15 protein-coding genes are annotated in these 17,135 nt (G+C 29.4%); 6 read left to right on the forward strand and 9 right to left on the reverse strand.

Going from position 1 to position 17,135, the window contains the following annotated elements; genetic code table 11:
- Nucleotides 1–923 (reverse strand): HD domain-containing protein (locus tag ABY863_RS00470; RefSeq protein WP_372792229.1); only part of this gene is annotated, 923 nt, incomplete at its 3' end.
- A gap of 39 nt (nucleotides 924–962) precedes the next feature.
- Here ABY863_RS00470 and ABY863_RS00475 point away from each other — a divergent pair.
- The 4 genes from ABY863_RS00475 (at nucleotide 963) to ABY863_RS00490 (ending at nucleotide 4,596) form a co-directional block, all read left to right on the forward strand.
- Complete coding sequence (locus ABY863_RS00475; protein WP_372792231.1) at nucleotides 963–2,513, forward strand: PglZ domain-containing protein; 1,551 nt, start codon at nucleotides 963–965, stop codon at nucleotides 2,511–2,513.
- Nucleotides 2,514–2,614: 101 nt separating this feature from the next.
- Nucleotides 2,615–3,031, forward strand: a complete 417-nt coding sequence (tsaE, locus tag ABY863_RS00480) for a tRNA (adenosine(37)-N6)-threonylcarbamoyltransferase complex ATPase subunit type 1 TsaE (RefSeq protein ID WP_372792233.1) — start codon at nucleotides 2,615–2,617, stop codon at nucleotides 3,029–3,031.
- Nucleotides 3,024–4,226 carry an alanine dehydrogenase gene (locus tag ABY863_RS00485; RefSeq protein ID WP_372792235.1) on the forward strand — a complete coding sequence of 401 codons (1,203 nt, stop codon included), beginning with the start codon at nucleotides 3,024–3,026 and terminating at the stop codon, nucleotides 4,224–4,226. The genes tsaE and ABY863_RS00485 overlap by 8 nt, the downstream gene beginning before the upstream one ends.
- A 1-nt stretch (nucleotide 4,227) precedes the next feature.
- A complete protein-coding gene (locus ABY863_RS00490; protein WP_372792237.1) occupies nucleotides 4,228–4,596 on the forward strand; it encodes a hypothetical protein in 369 nt (122 codons plus the stop codon).
- On the opposite strand, the gene ABY863_RS00495 is transcribed toward ABY863_RS00490, so the two are convergent.
- Nucleotides 4,586–5,266, reverse strand: coding sequence for a TrmH family RNA methyltransferase (locus ABY863_RS00495; RefSeq protein ID WP_372792238.1), 681 nt, complete (start codon nucleotides 5,264–5,266; stop codon nucleotides 4,586–4,588). The genes ABY863_RS00490 and ABY863_RS00495 overlap by 11 nt on opposite strands.
- A gap of 53 nt (nucleotides 5,267–5,319) precedes the next feature.
- Between ABY863_RS00495 and ABY863_RS00500 the strand changes: the two genes are divergently transcribed.
- Nucleotides 5,320–6,003 carry an NAD-dependent deacylase gene (locus ABY863_RS00500; RefSeq protein WP_372792240.1) on the forward strand — a complete coding sequence of 228 codons (684 nt, stop codon included), beginning with the start codon at nucleotides 5,320–5,322 and terminating at the stop codon, nucleotides 6,001–6,003.
- Here the strand turns inward: ABY863_RS00500 and ABY863_RS00505 are convergent.
- The 7 genes from ABY863_RS00505 to priA form a co-directional block, all read right to left on the reverse strand.
- The gene (locus tag ABY863_RS00505) at nucleotides 5,987–6,454 is read right to left on the reverse strand and encodes a DUF6495 family protein (protein ID WP_372792242.1); all 468 of its coding nucleotides are present in this window, start codon (nucleotides 6,452–6,454) and stop codon (nucleotides 5,987–5,989) included. The genes ABY863_RS00500 and ABY863_RS00505 overlap by 17 nt on opposite strands.
- 126 nt (nucleotides 6,455–6,580) lie before the next feature.
- Entirely contained in the window at nucleotides 6,581–9,739 is a 3,159-nt protein-coding gene (locus ABY863_RS00510; RefSeq protein ID WP_372792244.1) for a carboxypeptidase regulatory-like domain-containing protein, read from the reverse strand.
- 147 nt (nucleotides 9,740–9,886) lie between these two features.
- The gene (locus ABY863_RS00515) at nucleotides 9,887–11,998 is read right to left on the reverse strand and encodes a M3 family metallopeptidase (RefSeq protein WP_372792246.1); all 2,112 of its coding nucleotides are present in this window, start codon (nucleotides 11,996–11,998) and stop codon (nucleotides 9,887–9,889) included.
- Nucleotides 11,999–12,120: 122 nt separating this feature from the next.
- Nucleotides 12,121–12,576: a 50S ribosomal protein L9 gene (gene rplI / locus ABY863_RS00520; RefSeq protein ID WP_372792248.1), complete on the reverse strand. Its 456-nt coding sequence runs from the start codon at nucleotides 12,574–12,576 to the stop codon at nucleotides 12,121–12,123.
- Between the two features lie 12 nt (nucleotides 12,577–12,588).
- Complete coding sequence (gene rpsR / locus ABY863_RS00525) at nucleotides 12,589–12,882, reverse strand: 30S ribosomal protein S18 (protein WP_372792250.1); 294 nt, start codon at nucleotides 12,880–12,882, stop codon at nucleotides 12,589–12,591.
- Between the two features lie 3 nt (nucleotides 12,883–12,885).
- A complete protein-coding gene (gene rpsF, locus ABY863_RS00530) occupies nucleotides 12,886–13,227 on the reverse strand; it encodes a 30S ribosomal protein S6 (RefSeq protein WP_372792252.1) in 342 nt (113 codons plus the stop codon).
- Nucleotides 13,228–13,384: 157 nt separating this feature from the next.
- A complete protein-coding gene (gene priA, locus ABY863_RS00535; protein WP_372792335.1) occupies nucleotides 13,385–15,826 on the reverse strand; it encodes a primosomal protein N' in 2,442 nt (813 codons plus the stop codon).
- A 200-nt stretch (nucleotides 15,827–16,026) separates the two neighbouring features.
- On the opposite strand from priA, the gene ABY863_RS00540 reads away from it, so the two are divergent.
- The gene (locus ABY863_RS00540; protein ID WP_372792254.1) at nucleotides 16,027–17,091 is read left to right on the forward strand and encodes a hypothetical protein; all 1,065 of its coding nucleotides are present in this window, start codon (nucleotides 16,027–16,029) and stop codon (nucleotides 17,089–17,091) included.
- The last annotated feature ends 44 nt before the right edge of the window (nucleotides 17,092–17,135 follow it).

Consider the following 17,135-nt stretch of genomic DNA (forward strand, 5'->3'; position numbering starts at 1 on the left):
AATTTAGAAATTACTTTATCTTCATAAGAAATCCATTCTTTTATTGCTGAAAACACATCATAATCATCCAATTTAGCAAATGTTTTAAGCGCTTCTAAACTAAAAGTTTCTTCAGTAATTTGATGATTTAAAAAATATGAAAATGCTTTACTTGCAGGTAATTTTTTACCTGCTAATGCTAATTCTTTTGCTCTCTTCAAAATTTTTCCTAATAATTTTTCAGCAACCAAGCCCGTTTTGTGCAAATATACTTGCCAATACATTAACCTTCTGGCTACAATAAATTTTTCAACAGAATAAATTCCTTTTTCCTCAATCACTAAATTATCATTTTTAACATTTAACATGGCAATTAAACGTTCCGAACTTATATTTCCTTCAGCAACACCGGTATAAAAACTATCACGATTTAAATAATCCAATCTATCCATATCTAACTGACTTGAAATCAATTGATATAAAAATTTACGATGATATTTTTCTGTAAAAATTGTAATTGCTAAAGAAAGTTGCCCTTTAAACTCTTCATTTAAAGCTTCCATAAATTTTAATGAAATAGCTTCATGATGAATTCCTGTAACAATACTTTGCTCTAAAGCGTGTGAAAAAGCCCCATGCCCAATATCATGCAAAAGAATGGCAATATTTAGTGCATTAGCTTCTTCTTCAGAAATTTCAATTCCCTTTACTCTTAAATTTAATACGGCTTTTTGCATTAAATGCATGCTTCCAATAGCATGATGAAAGCGTGTATGATGCGCTCCAGGATATACTAAATGTGACAATCCCATTTGTGAAATACGTCTTAAACGTTGAAAATAAGGATGATCAATCAAATCACAAATTAAAGTGTTTGGAATAGTAATAAAACCGTAAATTGGATCGTTTAATATTTTAAGTTTGTTCGATTTTTTTTCGTTCAAAACATTTTTTTTTATAAATAGTTTAACAAAGATAACAATATGGTTGATATAAAAATTTTATGGGTTGATGATGAAATAGATATTTTAAAACCTCACATTATTTTTTTAGAAAAAAAAGGATATACAGTTTCTACTTGTAATAATGGTGCTGATGCCATAGATATGTGCAATGAAAATAATTACGACATTGTTTTTCTAGATGAAAATATGCCAGGATTAAGCGGTTTAGAAACGCTAACTGAAATAAAAAGTAAACATACAAACTTACCTATTGTAATGATTACCAAGAGTGAAGAAGAATATATAATGGATGATGCCATTGGTAATAAAATAGCTGATTATTTAATTAAACCCGTAAATCCGCATCAAATATTATTGAGTTTAAAAAAGAGTTTAGATCATTCTCGCTTAATTTCAGAAAAAACGACTTCTAATTATCAGCAAGAATTCAGAAAAATAGCAATGGATTTAGCGATGGTAAATTCTTATGAAGAATGGGTTGATATCTATAAAAAATTGGTTTATTGGGAATTAGAATTAGAAAATATTAGCGATTCTGGTATGGTTGAAATACTAGAAAGCCAAAAACAAGAAGCAAATTCGTTGTTTTTTAAATTTATTAAGAAAAATTACCCAAATTGGATTCACAATAATGATGATGCTCCAATATTGTCCAATACATTATTTAAAAAAGTGGTGCTTCCAGAAATTAATAAATCCAATGGAACTTTGTTAGTAGTAATTGATAATTTACGCTATGATCAGTTCAGTATTATTGAAAAAACGATTACTAAATATTATAAAAAAGAAGAAGAAATTTCTTATTTCAGTATCTTACCAACAGCAACTCAATATGCACGTAATTCAATTTTTTCAGGATTAATGCCTTTAGAAATGGAACAAAAACACCCTAATTATTGGAAAAATGATACTGATGAAGGGGGTAAAAATTTATATGAAGAAGAATTTTTACAAGAGCAATTAAAACGTCTTAAACTCAATATTAAACTAAGTTATCATAAAATAACCAATCTAAAATCGGGAAAACAACTTGCTGACAATTTCAATTCTATTAAAGAAAACGATTTAACTGTAATTGTTTATAATTTTGTTGATATGCTTTCTCATTCGAAAACTGAAATGGAAGTTATTAAAGAATTAGCGAGTGATGACAAGGCATACAGGTCATTATCTAATAGCTGGTTTATGAATTCACCATTGTTAGAAATGATTCAGAAAGCGCAGAATTTAGGCTTGAAATTAATTATTACAACTGACCACGGAACCATAAATGCTAAAGTTCCTTCAAAAGTAATTGGAGACAAAAACATAAGTTCAAATTTACGCTACAAAACAGGAAGAAGTTTATCTTATGAAGATAAAGAAGTATATGCCGTAAAAGAACCTAAAGAAATTGGATTGCCTTCTATTTCAATAAATAGCTCATTTATATTTGCAAAAGAAGATTTCTTTTTTGCCTACCCTAATAATTTTAATCATTTTGTAAAATATTATAAAAATACGTATCAGCATGGTGGAATTTCTTTAGAGGAAATGATCATTCCATGTGCTATATTTGTACCAAAATAATATATTAATAATTGAAGTTTACAGTCGCATTTTTCAGAATAATTAACTTAATAAAACTGATAACTGATAACTGATAACTGATAACTGATAACTGATTTTGTATGATAAAAAATTACTCGTTACAACAATTACCAGAAATAGCTAAAGAAATAATTCAATTTTCAAAACATAAAGTAATCTTATTTTATGGAGAAATGGGAGTTGGAAAAACTACGCTAATTAAAGAACTAGCAAAACAATTAGGCGTTTCAGATATTGTAAGCTCTCCTACTTTTTCTTTAGTGAATGAATATCATTCGGAAAAAGGTACTAAAATTTATCATTTTGATTTCTATAGGATTAACAAAGAAGAAGAAGCCATGGATATGGGAATTGAAGAATATTTTTATAGTGATAATTGGTGTTTAGTTGAATGGCCAAATAAAGTTGAAAATTTACTACCTTTAAAGTCTGTAATTATTAAAATTACAACAAGCAGTAATCAACAGCGAACTTTAGAACTTAAAAATAATGAGTAAAAGTGTAACATCTCCATTTAGCAGACAAGAATTGCTACCGCAAGAAGAAACCTTAGAAATACAAAGACAAAAAGGAGAACTTGTTATTGGAATTCCAAAAGAAACGCATTATCAAGAAAAACGTGTTTGCTTAACACCTGATGCTGTTGGTGCTTTAACTGCTCATGGGCATAAATTTGTAATTGAAACAGGTGCTGGAAATGGTGCTAATTTTTCTGACAAAGAGTACTCAGAAGCTGGGGCAAAAATTTCTTATGATGTTAAAGAAGCTTTTGGTTGTCAGATAGTTTTAAAAGTTGAACCCCCTTCGTTAGATGAAATTAAATTAATAAATCCTCAAAGTACTTTATTTTCTGCTTTACAATTAAAAACACAAACTAAAGATTACTTTGAAGCCATAGCAAATAAACGTATTACAGCAATTGCATTTGATTATATTAGAGATGATCAAGGTGTATATTCAATTGTAAAATCATTAAGTGAAATTGCGGGAACTGCTTCCATCTTAATTGCTTCTGAAATAATGAGTAGAGACAATGAAGGAAATGGGTTGTTATTAGGAAATATTAGTGGAGTTCCACCAAGTGAAGTTGTTATTTTAGGAGCTGGTACTGTTGGTGAATTTGCAGCTCGATCAGCTATTGGCTTAGGTGCAAATGTTAAAGTTTTTGATAATTCAATCACAAAATTACGATGTTTACAACAAAATTTAGGAAGAGCAATTTACACATCAACCATACAACCAAAAACATTACAAAAAGCATTAATGCGCTGTGATGTTGCCATTGGGGCTTTAAGAGGAGTTAATAGAACTCCAGTAATTGTTACAGAATTAATGGTAGAACAAATGAAAGAAGGAGCTGTAATTGTTGATGTTAGCATAGATAGAGGTGGTTGTTTTGATACCTCTGAAATTACAACTCATAAAAAACCTACTTTTGTAAAACATGGTGTAATACATTATTGTGTTCCAAATATTCCATCAAGATATTCTAGAACTGCCTCAGTATCAATAAGTAATATATTTACACCTTATTTATTAAACATTGCTGAAGAAGGTGGATTTGAAAATGCAGCTCGTTTAGACCGAAGTTTGCAAAAAGGAATGTATTTTTACCACGGAATATTAACCAATAAAACTGTTGCAGATTGGTTTAATTTACCTTTTAGAGATATTAATTTATTGTTTTTTTAAAATGACTTTTAAACAACGTTTACCTTATTTTTTAGGCGGATTAACTATTGGTATTATTGTAGTAACTTTCTTTTTAGGAAAGAAAGAAACTACATTTGACTATTTGCCAAACTCTAGAGTTTTAAAAAATATTAGAATTAAAGCTCCTGTTTTTTCTTCTGAAGTTTTAACACTTATCAATTCTAAAAAAATTGACAGCACTGCTATTTCTCAAATTTTAAAAAATGGAGATGTTGATATTCGGAATAAAATTAAATTAGACTCTTGTACTCAATACATTATAAAAGGTTCAAGAGATTTGAAAAATATTACGCTAACGGTTATAAATTGTGAATCAACAGCTATCATTAAAAATATTGTTATTGAGTAGCAATTTCTGAATAATAATATTCTTTAATTTTTTTAATACTTTTAATTGTTTTTTGAAGCCACTTTAAATACAATTCACTTTTTTCAGTTTCACTTAATTGCCAATTTACGTCAGATTTTTTAAGCTTATCATTCATATTTTGAAGTATAATGGCAGTTGCAACAGAAATATTTAAACTCTCTGTAAATCCAACCATTGGTATTTTCAAAAATCCATCCGCATTTTCCATGACATCCTTTGATAAACCTCCTTTTTCAACACCAAAAAAGAAAGCTGATTTTTGTGTAATATCAAAATCTTGTAATATACAAGACTCATTATGGGGTGTTGTAGCTATAATTTTATAACCTCTCTTTCTTAAATCATCAATACATGCTAACGTATTATTAGTGTCTTTTTCTTTGAAAATTGAAAAATCAATCCATTTCTGTGCTCCTTTTGCAACTTGGTTAGAAGCATAAAACTTATATTTATTTTGAATTACATGCAAATCTTGTATGCCGAAAATTTCACAACTTCTAACAACTGCACTGGCATTATGTGGTTGATAAATATCTTCAATAGCAACTGTAAAATGACGTGTTCTTTCATCAAGTACTTTTTGAAATAAATTTCTCCTTTTTTCCGTTACAAACTGTTCTAAATATTCAATAAATTTATAATCTACCATTCAAATTTAACTTTGTTCAAATATAAAATTTTACTTTTGAATAAATTAATGATATGAACAAAATTGTAGTTTTAACGGGTGCAGGAATAAGTGCTGAAAGTGGCATTAAAACTTTTAGAGATTCAGACGGACTTTGGGAAGGCCATGATGTTATGGAAGTTGCTTCACCAATTGGTTGGGAACGTAACAAAAGTTTAGTATTAGATTTTTATAATAAACGAAGATCTCAATTACTTAATGTTTCACCAAATGAAGGACATAAAGCATTGGTTTTATTGGAAAAAAAATATGAAACTACAATCATAACCCAAAATGTAGATGATTTACATGAACGAGCGGGAAGTAAAAATGTATTGCATTTACATGGTGAATTATTAAAAGTGAGAAGCTCTAAAAATGAAAATCTTATTTATGATTGGACAGATGATTTGAATTTGGGAGATCTTTGTAAAGAAAACAATCAACTTAGACCACATATAGTTTGGTTTGGTGAAGAAGTTCCAATGTTAGATAAAGCGATAGAAATTACTTCAAAAGCTGATATTTTAATTATTATTGGTACATCAATGCGAGTATATCCAGCGGCAAGTTTAATTCATTTTATAAAACCAAAAACACTTGTTTATTTTATTGATCCAAAACCTACAATTAGAGAAAATCTGTATCCTAATTTAACAATTATTGCAGAAAAAGCTTCAATAGGTGTTGTGAAGTTAATTACTAAATTAATTGGCTAATCATTAAAAATAATTCCCCTTTAGATATTTGACTTCCAATTTCAATTAATTTAAAAACCTCTGAATTTCTATCTTCTGAATATTTTTTTGATGCTTTAAAATAATCAATGCTATCATCAAATGGATTTTTTAAAAACCAACTATAATCTTCTGCATTTAAAAAACTTTTATTTGTGTTATTCAATTTTATATAAATCCGGATCATTTCTTTTGAATTACATTTAAACAAATTGATGTCATATTCTGAAATGTGCTCTAAATATTCCGTTTTAGTTAAAACATCTTCCCAAACTACATCACTAAATAGGTTTAACTCTTTTTCAGCCATTAAAGCATTTTCCTTCTTTATCTTCGTCCATTCTTTAGCATCTATTTGTTGAGTTGCTAAGAATTCAGAAAATTCATGATGTAATTCTAAAAACTGCTCTTTTGTTAATTGTCTATATTTCATAGTTTCTCTTATTGCATAGTTAATGATTTGGCGAAGTCAACATAGTCTGCTATTGCTTCATTTGAATTCAATTCCAAAAAAAAACCGCCCAATTTGGGCGGTTTAAATATAATAATTTTAAATTATTTAGAAAGAATAACGTACTCCAAATTGTGCTTGCCATCTAGATAATAAACTAGAATCATACACATATGTGGATTTTAAATCTTCACTAAATGTGTAGGTTGGTGTTCCAGTACCATCAACAGTAACCCCTATTGGTTGTACTGCATCTGGTTGTTGAACTAATCCCCAATCTGAATTAATTAAATTTCCAAAGTTTAAAATATCCGCTGTGAATTGAATAGAATTTGTTTCAGATAATTTTAATTCTTGAATAAATTTAACATCCCATTTACCTCTCCAAGGAGCTAAAGCACCGTAACGCTCAGCATAATTTCCTCTTCTTCCACTTAAATAATCGTCTTGTTTAATAAAATTATCAAATGCTTCACCCATACTTGCTCCACCTGAAAAATTCATACTTCCAATTTCACTTGTAGTTGGCACATAAATTAAATCATTTAAACCAGAACCATCTCCATTAATATCACCAGCATACGTATAATTAAATCTTCCACCTTGTGCATATTCAAAAAATGTAGAAATGGTAGTTTCCCATTTATCGTTTGCTTCATATTTCCAAGTTTTAGAAGCTACACCAATAATTCTGTGTGTATCTCCATATTTAGAATATGCTAATGTTGCATTGTTTGAATTTCCTAAAGTTGGGTTAAAATCAAAAGCATCACCTGTTATTTCCGCTTCAATTGAATTTACATCTTTAGAATTTAAATAATTATAAGCACCCATTAAATACAATCCATTTTCAAAAGTTTTTTGAGCTTTAAAAGAAGCATTAAAAGTTCTTCCTTTGTCTGAATTTGTAAATACATACCCATTATTACCTTTATCTGTTGCAGTATAAATTGGTCTATTATCAACACCTTGTAAACTTCCAGTTGGCAATCCTAATCCCCAGTTTTGAACATGAGCACCGTTAATATCTTTTGTATATGATAAATCTGTTGTCAATACCGTTCCATCCTGTAATTTATAGTCTAATCCTAAACTATTTCTCCATACTTGAGGGAATTTAAAATCTGGGTCAACAACTTGATAATACCAAACATTCGGGTTTGCTATTTGGTTTCCTAACCATACAAATGGGAAACGACCTGTAAACAACCCTGTTCCTCCTCTAACTTGTAATGTTTTATCACCTTTAGCATCCCAATTAAATCCAAATCTTGGAGAAATTAAAAAATCATTATTAGGCATTTTAGTAGAGTTTAAAAAAACTGTCTCTCCCGTTGAAGGATCAATATAAGGTACATCTGGCGCATAAAAATTACCAGGAAAATCTATAACATCTTGTGCTTTCTTACTTGAATCAAAGAATAATGGTTTGTCAAAACGAACCCCATAAGAAACTTTAAAGTTCTCATTTACATTCCATTCATCTTGCATATACACTGCTAATTGACCCACATTTGTTTCTGCCAAAGTCCAAGAATCATTCGCATTATTTGTATCAAAAACATTTTGAGCATTTGCCATGGCATCCGCTAACATTCCGCTAGAAACACCAGTTCTAAATGCATTCATATCAGCAAAATCACCGAAAAATGCTCCTACATATCCTCCATCAGGATATTCTGAATAACTACCTGGTCCAAACCCATAACCATAAGCACCTAAGTTAAATGAATTGTCAAATTGAAATTTTTCAAATGAAAACCCAATAGTATAATTATGATTTCCTTTGCTAATATTTAAGTTATTAGTTAACTGAAATACTTTTTGATCTAACTTATTATTAATTGAAAAAGGCTCATGACCCGCAACTATATAATTTCCTCCACTTCCATCTTTAATCCTAAAAGCTGGCATTGGTGCAGATTTTGAAGTTCTAAAATCATCAAAATGAGTATAACCCACTTGTAATTTATTAGTTACATTATCAGCCAATGTAGAGTTTAACTCAACTAAAAAGGATTTTAGTTGATTATTTATTTGATAGCCTGAATTTTCAAATTGCAAAATTTGAGAACTAGGTCCTCTAAAACCTAACGCCGTTGGATGTGCTGGCAAATCTCTTGAAGCATCTAAGAAATTATAAACAAAAGACATACGGTTGTTTTCATTGATATTCCAATCTAATTTTATCAATCCTTTTGTACTATTAGATGCATGTGTAAAACCTTCATATGCTCCTGTATCATAGCCTATTCCTGCTAATGCAGATTGTACTTCTTGTAAATCGGATAATAATACTCTTGATTCATTAATACCCGTATTACCATCTCCATTATTTGGTAACCAAGATTGACCTAAATCAGATCTTTTGTCTTGTTCATAATTTACAAAAACAAATAATTTATCTTTTATAATAGGAGCTCCAACACTAAATCCAAATTGAGATTGTTCTAATTTTGGTACAGCTATATTTTGACCTTTAATTTTATCTCCTGTTAAATCTTGATTTCTAAAAAATCCATAAACAGTTCCAGATACATTATTAGTACCACTTTTTGTAACAGCATTTATAGAAGCACCTGTAAAACCCGATAAAGTTACATCATAAGGTGCTGTTGCAACAGAAATTTGTTCAATAGCATCTAAAGATACTGGTTGAGCACCTGTTTGTCCACCAGGAGTTGCAGCATCTAATCCAAAAGGATTGTTAAAGATAGAACCATCTAATGTGAAATTATTAAATTGATCATTTCTACCACCAAAAGAACCTCCAGAAGCCGATGGCTCTAAACGTGTAAAATCTGAAGCTGATCTTGAAATTGTAGGTAATTTTGTTAATTCTCTTTTTCCAACACTAGTTTCTGCACCCGTTCTATTATTATTAAAAGTAGTACTTCTTCCACCTGTAATAACAACTTCTTGTAATTGCTCGCTTTCAGCAACCATTTGCACATCAATATCTAAGGCACTACCTAAATTTAAATATACATCTGTATATTCAATAGTTCTATAGCCTATATAACTAATTGTTACAGTGTAAGGTCCACCCACACGTAAATTTGGTAATGAATACCTTCCGCCATCTAATGTCATTGTACCAGCAACAGTTCCTGTAGGAATGTGTTTTGCTATTACATTTGCACCAAATAAACCTTCGGATGTGTTGTCACTTACCAATCCTTGAATTTTAGAAGTTGTAACTTGTGAAAAACCAGTAACAACTGAAAGCATCATGATTAATAATGAAAGTAGTAATTTTTGTTTCATAATTATTAAAATTAAATTAATTTGTTAATTGATAATTTTTATTCGCGTCAAATATAAACAAAAAAAACTCACCATTAAAGTGAGCTTTTTTTTGTTTATTAACGAATTATTGTTAATTACTATTCTAACTAACTTGTTATTGACATTTTAGTTTAAGCCTCTAGCCTTTATCATTGGTTCAATTTTAGGAGCTGCCCCTCTAAAATCTTCATACATTTTTTCTAGTTCTAAGGTGTTGCCTCTAGAAAGAATCATATCTCTATAACGTTGACCATTTTCTCTAGTTAAACCTCCATTTTCCATAAAATAATCATAGGTATCATGGCTCAAAACTTCTGTCCACAAATAAGAATAATATCCTGCAGAATAGCCTCCACTAAAAATATGTGCGAAATAAGTTGAACGATACCTTGTTGGTACTTCTTTTAGCAATAAATGAACTGAATTTAATGCTTCCTCTTCAAAATTGTTAACATCTGTAATATTAGTTGTTGTTGAAATGGTGTGCCAAAGCATATCTAAATTAGAAGCTGCCAAAACTTCGGTTAAACTATACCCTTGATTAAAGGTACTTGCATTTTTAATTTTAGTAATTAGTAGTTGTGGTATGTCACTTCCATCTTTATAATGCAGTGCATAATTTTTTAATATTTCCGGATACAAAGCCCAATGTTCATTAAATTGAGAAGGAAATTCTACAAAATCTCTTGCAACAGAAGTTCCAGACAAACTAGGATACTGTTGACTGGCGAAAAACCCGTGTAAGGCATGTCCAAATTCATGAAACATTGTTTCCACTTCATCAAATGATAATAAAGTTGGTTCTCCTTCAGCAGATTTTGCAATATTCATAACATTGTAAATCACCGGTTTTTTGTTATATAATTTAGACTGAGTTACAAAATTATCCATCCATGCACCACCGCTTTTAGAGTTTCTTGCATAATAATCTCCATAAAATAAACCAAGTGGTGTACCATCTTGTTCAAATAACTCATAAGTTATTACACCTTCTTGATAGGTAGGAAGGTCGGTTCTCTTTTTAAACGTAATTCCATATAATTTTTGAGCAGCATAAAATACTCCTTTTTCTAACACTGTATTTAGTTCAAAATAAGGTTTAATTTCATTTTCATCTAGGTCATATTTAGCTTTTCTGACTTTTTCAGCATAAAAATTCCAATCCCAAGGTTCTAATTTAAAAGTTTCTCCTTGAGAGTTTATCATTTTTTGAATTTCGGCACCTTCAGCTTTCGCTTTTGAAGTAGCAGCAGGAACCAATTTTGAAAACAACTCTAAAACAGCTTGTGGTTTTTTAGCCATGGTATTTTGTAATCTCCATGAAGCAAAATCATCAAAGCCTAATAATGTACCTTTTTGAGCACGTAATTCCACCATTTTTTTTATTAACTCTTTGGTATTATATTTACCCTCATTTGTTCTGTTCCAACCAGCTTCAAATAATTGTTTTCGTACTTCTCTATTTTCTAAATATTGTAACTGAGATTGTTGTGTGGTATTTGTAATGGTTAATAACCATGTGTTTTCTTTCGTATTATCTTTAATATTTGCAATCTGTTCAGTTGAAAATCCTGCAAGCTTTTTAATATCATGAATTTCAATGGTAGTAGCTCCATTTGCTTCTAACAACGTTTGATCGAATTTTGTGCTAAGTGATGCAAGCTGCTCATTAATATTTTTAAGTGTAATTTTATCTTCTTCCGATAAATTTGCTCCTGCAATACTGAATTTTTCATAGTAGTTTTCTACTAATTTAGTAGATTCAGCGTCTAAATTAAATTTTTCTCTATTTGAATAAACCGTCTTTACTTTGGTAAACAGCGTATTATTTAAATAAATTTCATCAAAATGTTTCGCCGCTAAAGGAGCAATTTCAGTTTGTATATTTTTTAAAGTATCGTTTGTATTAGCAGCTGTTAAGGCGTTAAACACATTATTTACTCTATCTAACATCTCATTACTTTTTTCTAAGGAAAGAATTGTATTCTCAAAAGTTGGTTTTTCAACATTTTCAACAATTACTTTAATTGCTTCTGATTGTTGTCTCATAGCTTCAATCAATGCTGGCTTAAAATGCTTATTTTTAATCTTCGTAAAATCAGGAGCAGCATAAGGCAATATACTTTCATTTAAAAAAGGATTATTGGACAAATCACTTTCCATTGAAGTATTTTTTTTGTTTTGATTACAGGATATAATAGTAACCATAAGTGTAAATATTAATATCGTTTTTTTCATTATTAAAAATTAAGATAATTATTGGTAAATTTAAGAATGCTTTATCAATTAACACTATAATTTTAATATAAAAAAAAGCCCACTTGAAAGTGAGCTTTTTTTATAATAATTAACTAAATTTATTAGTTACTTTGTTCTGCAATTATTTCAATTGGTAATTCTATAATTACTGCTCTATGCAATCTAATTGTAGCGTTATATTTACCAAGTCTTTTAATGTTTCCACCTTCAACTTTAATGAATTTTTTATCAACTACTTGTCCTGCAGCAGCTAAAGCCTCTGCAACATCACCATTGTTAACTGAACCAAATAATTTAGAACCATCACCAGTTTTAGCAACAATTTTAATTTCTAATTCTTTAATAGCATCCGCAATTTTAGTAGCATCTCCTATTAGTTTTTCTTCTTTAAAAGCACGTTGCTTTAAAGTTTCTGCTAATACTTTTCTCGCTGAAGTTGTTGCTAATACTGCAAATCCTAAAGGAATTAAATGATTACGACCATAACCATTTTTCACAGCTACAATATCATCTTTAAAACCTAAGTTTTCAACGTCTTGTTTTAATATAATTTCCATAATTCCGTCCTTTTATTTTAACATATCTGCTACATAAGGCATTAAAGCCAAATGACGTGCTCTTTTAATAGCTACAGATACTTTACGTTGATATTTTAATGAAGTTCCCGTTAAACGACGAGGTAAAATTTTACCTTGCTCATTTACTAAGTACAATAAGAATTTTGCATCCTTGTAATCAATATACTTAATACCATTCTTTTTAAAACGACAGTATTTAGTAATTTGTTTTGTGTCAATATCTAATGGAGTTAGGTAACGAACCTCACCTTGTTTACCTCCTTTTGCTTGTTGTTCTATAGACATAGCTTATTTTTTAGATGCGTTATTTCTTAGTCTTCTTTTTTCAGCCCAAGCAATAGCATGTTTATCTAACTTTACAGTTAAATAACGCATAACGCTATCATCTCTTCTAAATTCAAGTTCAAATGGAGTTATAGTTTCTCCACTAACTTTGTATTCAAATAAGTGATAAAATCCACTTTTTTTGTTTTGGATTGCATAAGCTAATTTTTTTAGCCCCCAATCTTCTTTTGATATCATTTCGGCACCTTTAGAAACAAGATAGTCGTTAAACTTCTGTACTGTTTCCTTTATCTGAACTTCAGATAAAACGGGATTCAAAATGAAAACAGTTTCGTAATGATTCATAATTAAAAATTTAAGTTTTTACTTTAAGGGTGCAAATATACTGTTATTTACTTAATTGACAAGTGATTTTTAAAGTTATTTTAGTGAAAGTAAAATCGCTATAATTCAGCTTTGTAAACACTATTTTTAACATATAAATTTTGGTTTCATTCTTATATTAATAATTATCCACATCAATATTAAATTTAATTGGGCGAAATTCTTTTACAGCCTGAAAGGAATTCTTTACCCTTAAAATATTATTTTTAGTTACTGTAAGCGATTGTTTTTGTGGAATTTTAATAATTAAAGTTCTAATGTAATAATTTCTAATCTTAGCTATTGAAGGTGTTGAAGGCCCTAATACAAATTCACCAAAAATACTTATTAAAGACTTCCCTAGCCAATGCGCGCCCTCATCAACTCTATTAAAATCTTTATGGCGTAACGTTATTTTTATCAATCTATAAAATGGAGGATATTGATATTGCCAACGTTCATCTAATTGTTCTTTATACATTTCTTCAAAAGAATTGGTAGAAACTTGTTGTAATATTTGATGAAATGGATTAAAAGTTTGAATGGCTACTTTTCCTCTTTTTTTAACGCGTCCTGCCCTACCTGAAACTTGTACCATTAATTGATAACTTCGCTCGTGTGCTCTAAAATCTGGAAAGTTTAACATGGTATCAGCATTCATAATTCCAACTAACGAAACATTTGCAAAATCTAAGCCTTTTGATAACATTTGTGTACCAACTAAAATATCTATTTCCTGCGCTTCAAACTGCCCAATTATTTTTTGATAGCCATATTTACCACGAGTTGTGTCTAAATCCATTCTTCCAATTTTAGCATCTGGAAAAAGTTCTTCTAATTCTATTTCAATTTGCTCGGTACCAAAACCTTTAGAATTTAATTTTTCGCTTCCACAAGCACCACAATTATGCTGCATTGCTTTTTTATAGCCACAATAATGGCAACGTAATTCTTTTCGGTAACTATGAAATGTTAAACTTACATCGCACTGCGGACATTGCGGTGATACACCACACGTTTCACATTCAATTACAGGTGCATATCCTCTCCTATTTTGAAATAAAATAACTTGCTCTTTATTATCTATAGCATCCGTAATCATTTCAAGTAAACGGTCTGAAAAATGACCTTTCATTCTTTTTTTTCGATGCTTTTCTTTTATATCAACTAGCTCAATTTCAGGCAATAAAACATCTCCATAACGTCTATTTAATTCAACAAAACCATATTTACCTTGTTGTGCATTGTAAAAAGTTTCTATACAAGGAGTTGCTGAACCTAATAAAACGTTGGCTTTATGTTGGTTTGCTAATACAATTGCTGCATCACGTGCATGGTATCTTGGTGCTGGATCATATTGTTTAAATGAAGGTTCGTGTTCTTCATCAACTATAATTAAACCTAAGTTTGAAAATGGCAAAAACATAGATGAACGTGCCCCTAAAATTAGCTGTGCTTTTTGTTTATTTTCTAATACATTATTCCATACTTCAACACGTTCATTCATAGAATATTTTGAATGAAATACAGATAAATATTCTCCAAAATAATATTGTAATCTTTCAATTAACTGCGTAGTTAAAGCAATCTCTGGCAATAAATAGAGCACTTGTTTATTAGTGTCAAGTAATTCTTTAATTAATTTTACGTATATCTCTGTTTTACCACTACTTGTAACACCTTTTAATAATGTAGTTTGTTTTGTTTTAAACGTTGTTTTAATAGCATTATACGCAACTTCTTGAGGTTCAGTTAATTCTTTTAATCCTGATGAATTTCCTTCAAAATTAATTCGATCTTTTTGAATAAAATAGATTTCAAAAACTCCTTTATCAACTAGTGATTTTATAACTGCTGCTGAAGAATTTGAAGACTCTTGAAGCTTCTCTGCTTTTATTGGTTTTCTTGAAGCAATTAATTGAAAATAGGTTAAAACTACATCGCGTTGTTTTTTTGCTCTACTTAAGATTTCTAATAATTCAGCTAATTTTTCATTTGAATTCCATAAGTCTGATAAACGAATGTATTTTATGAGTTTTGGCTTATATTGCTCATAAATTTGTTCTTTAACGAATATTACATTTTTCTCAATTAATGCTTTAATAATTGGAAAAACACCTTTCTTCCCTAGTATTTCAATAACTTGAAAAATTGATAGCCTAGATTGATGTTGTAACGCTTCGTAAATCAAAAATTCTTCATCTGAAAGCATTTCTTCTTTCGAAAAACTTTGAACCAATTCAATTTCTGTTTCGCTTTCTAATAAAAAAGCAGAAGGCAATGCTGCTCTAAAAACTTCACCCAAAGAACACATATAATAATCAGAAATCCATTCCCAATGTTTTAATTGAATTTCATTTACAATAGGTGTTTCATCTAATATTTGATGAATCTCTTTTGCTTCATAACCAATAGGCGCTTCACTATGAATACTGTAAACTAAAGCTGTATATACTTTTGATTTTCCAAACTCTACAGCAACACGCATTCCTTTTTTTAAGAATGTAGCTTCAGCTTCTGTTATTTTATAAGTAAATAACTTTTGTAGTGGAATGGGTAATATGACGTTTATATAATTAATAACTTTTGAATAAATAATGAAATGAATTGATTGTCCAAAAATAATTAATTGAGCATGTTAAATGCATAAAAATCTTATTTTTAATTAAAAATATTTTAATATACTGATTGTCAATTACTTAAAAACATTTTTAATTTTTGGCACGTTGTTTGTAATTGTGAGTTTGTATAATACAGTATGAACCTTTAAAACTCTTAATTATGAAAAACAAGATATTAGTATTCGCAACATTTATATTTGTAAGCATCACTACATTTGCTTCAACAAATACTTCAACAGATAACCGTTATTATAATGATTATGGTGATTCATTCACTTTTGTTGAACGAGGTATAACCTTTTCAGTTTTTCAAAATGGAGAATTTGATTTTTATATTAATCAACACAATGGCGTAAATATTGGCTATCAAAGTAAAAGTATAAACATTAGTTTTAATTCAGGTTATAACTATGACGCATATGTACAATATGATAATTATGGCGCTATTATTCAAATTGAAGATATTCCAATTTATTATGATTATTATGGTCGTGTAGACAGAATTGGAAACATAAATCTTAATTATCAATACGGAAGATTGGCACGTTTAGGTGGATTATATGTTCACTATAATAATTATGGCTCTTATTCTCATTGTTCTGGATATATAAATACTTATAACCGTAATTATGTATATCATCCTTATCATAATTATTTTGCAAGACCATTTTTTGAATATAGAGTAGTAAGCTATAAACCTTATAGAAACCATTACAACCCAAACAGATACGTTTATAATAGAGATCATTCAAAAAATAATTATTATAATTCAGGTAATAAAAGAACAAATAATAATACAAGACAACGTGTAGCTACTCAAAATGTTCCAAAAAGAAGTAGTGATAATATTGCAAGATCTGATAGAAATAATACAAGATCATATAGTAGTAATAGAACAACAGGAACAACTAGAGATTCTCGTGATCGTTCAACAAATAGTTCAACTAGAAGAAATACAACAGAAACAAGAGATTCTAGAAACTCAAGAACAAATACTAAAAGTTCTCCAGAAAAATCAGTACAACAAAAACGTACTGTAACTGAAAACAGACCTGATAGAGTTCAAGAAAAAAGAAGTACACCAGTAACCTCAAAAAGAACTGAAATTTCTAAAAACAGAAGCAAAAAGGTAAATACTCGCAAACCTGCAACAACAGCAAAAGAAAGAAAACCTGCGAATAGAGAAAATAGCAGTAATGAAAATACAAGAAAAAGGAGAGGTTAATAAATTGATTTAGTTAGTTTTAAAAAAAGCTTTACAGAAATGTA

It is taken from the genome of Lutibacter sp. (assembly GCF_041562875.1).
GTDB lineage: Bacteria > Bacteroidota > Bacteroidia > Flavobacteriales > Flavobacteriaceae > Lutibacter.

Excerpts from the sequence above, each read along its gene's own strand:
- ABY863_RS00475 (WP_372792231.1), top strand. The coding sequence starts at position 963 with ATGGTTGATATAAAAATTTTATGGGTTGATGATGAAATAGATATTTTA.
- tsaE (WP_372792233.1), top strand. The coding sequence starts at position 2,615 with ATGATAAAAAATTACTCGTTACAACAATTACCAGAAATAGCTAAAGAA.
- ABY863_RS00485 (WP_372792235.1), top strand. The coding sequence starts at position 3,024 with ATGAGTAAAAGTGTAACATCTCCATTTAGCAGACAAGAATTGCTACCG.
- ABY863_RS00490 (WP_372792237.1), top strand. The coding sequence starts at position 4,228 with ATGACTTTTAAACAACGTTTACCTTATTTTTTAGGCGGATTAACTATT.
- ABY863_RS00495 (WP_372792238.1), bottom strand. The coding sequence starts at position 5,266 with ATGGTAGATTATAAATTTATTGAATATTTAGAACAGTTTGTAACGGAA.
- ABY863_RS00500 (WP_372792240.1), top strand. The coding sequence starts at position 5,320 with ATGAACAAAATTGTAGTTTTAACGGGTGCAGGAATAAGTGCTGAAAGT.
- ABY863_RS00505 (WP_372792242.1), bottom strand. The coding sequence starts at position 6,454 with ATGAAATATAGACAATTAACAAAAGAGCAGTTTTTAGAATTACATCAT.
- ABY863_RS00510 (WP_372792244.1), bottom strand. The coding sequence starts at position 9,739 with ATGAAACAAAAATTACTACTTTCATTATTAATCATGATGCTTTCAGTT.
- ABY863_RS00515 (WP_372792246.1), bottom strand. The coding sequence starts at position 11,998 with ATGAAAAAAACGATATTAATATTTACACTTATGGTTACTATTATATCC.
- rplI (WP_372792248.1), bottom strand. The coding sequence starts at position 12,576 with ATGGAAATTATATTAAAACAAGACGTTGAAAACTTAGGTTTTAAAGAT.
- rpsR (WP_372792250.1), bottom strand. The coding sequence starts at position 12,882 with ATGTCTATAGAACAACAAGCAAAAGGAGGTAAACAAGGTGAGGTTCGT.
- rpsF (WP_372792252.1), bottom strand. The coding sequence starts at position 13,227 with ATGAATCATTACGAAACTGTTTTCATTTTGAATCCCGTTTTATCTGAA.
- ABY863_RS00540 (WP_372792254.1), top strand. The coding sequence starts at position 16,027 with ATGAAAAACAAGATATTAGTATTCGCAACATTTATATTTGTAAGCATC.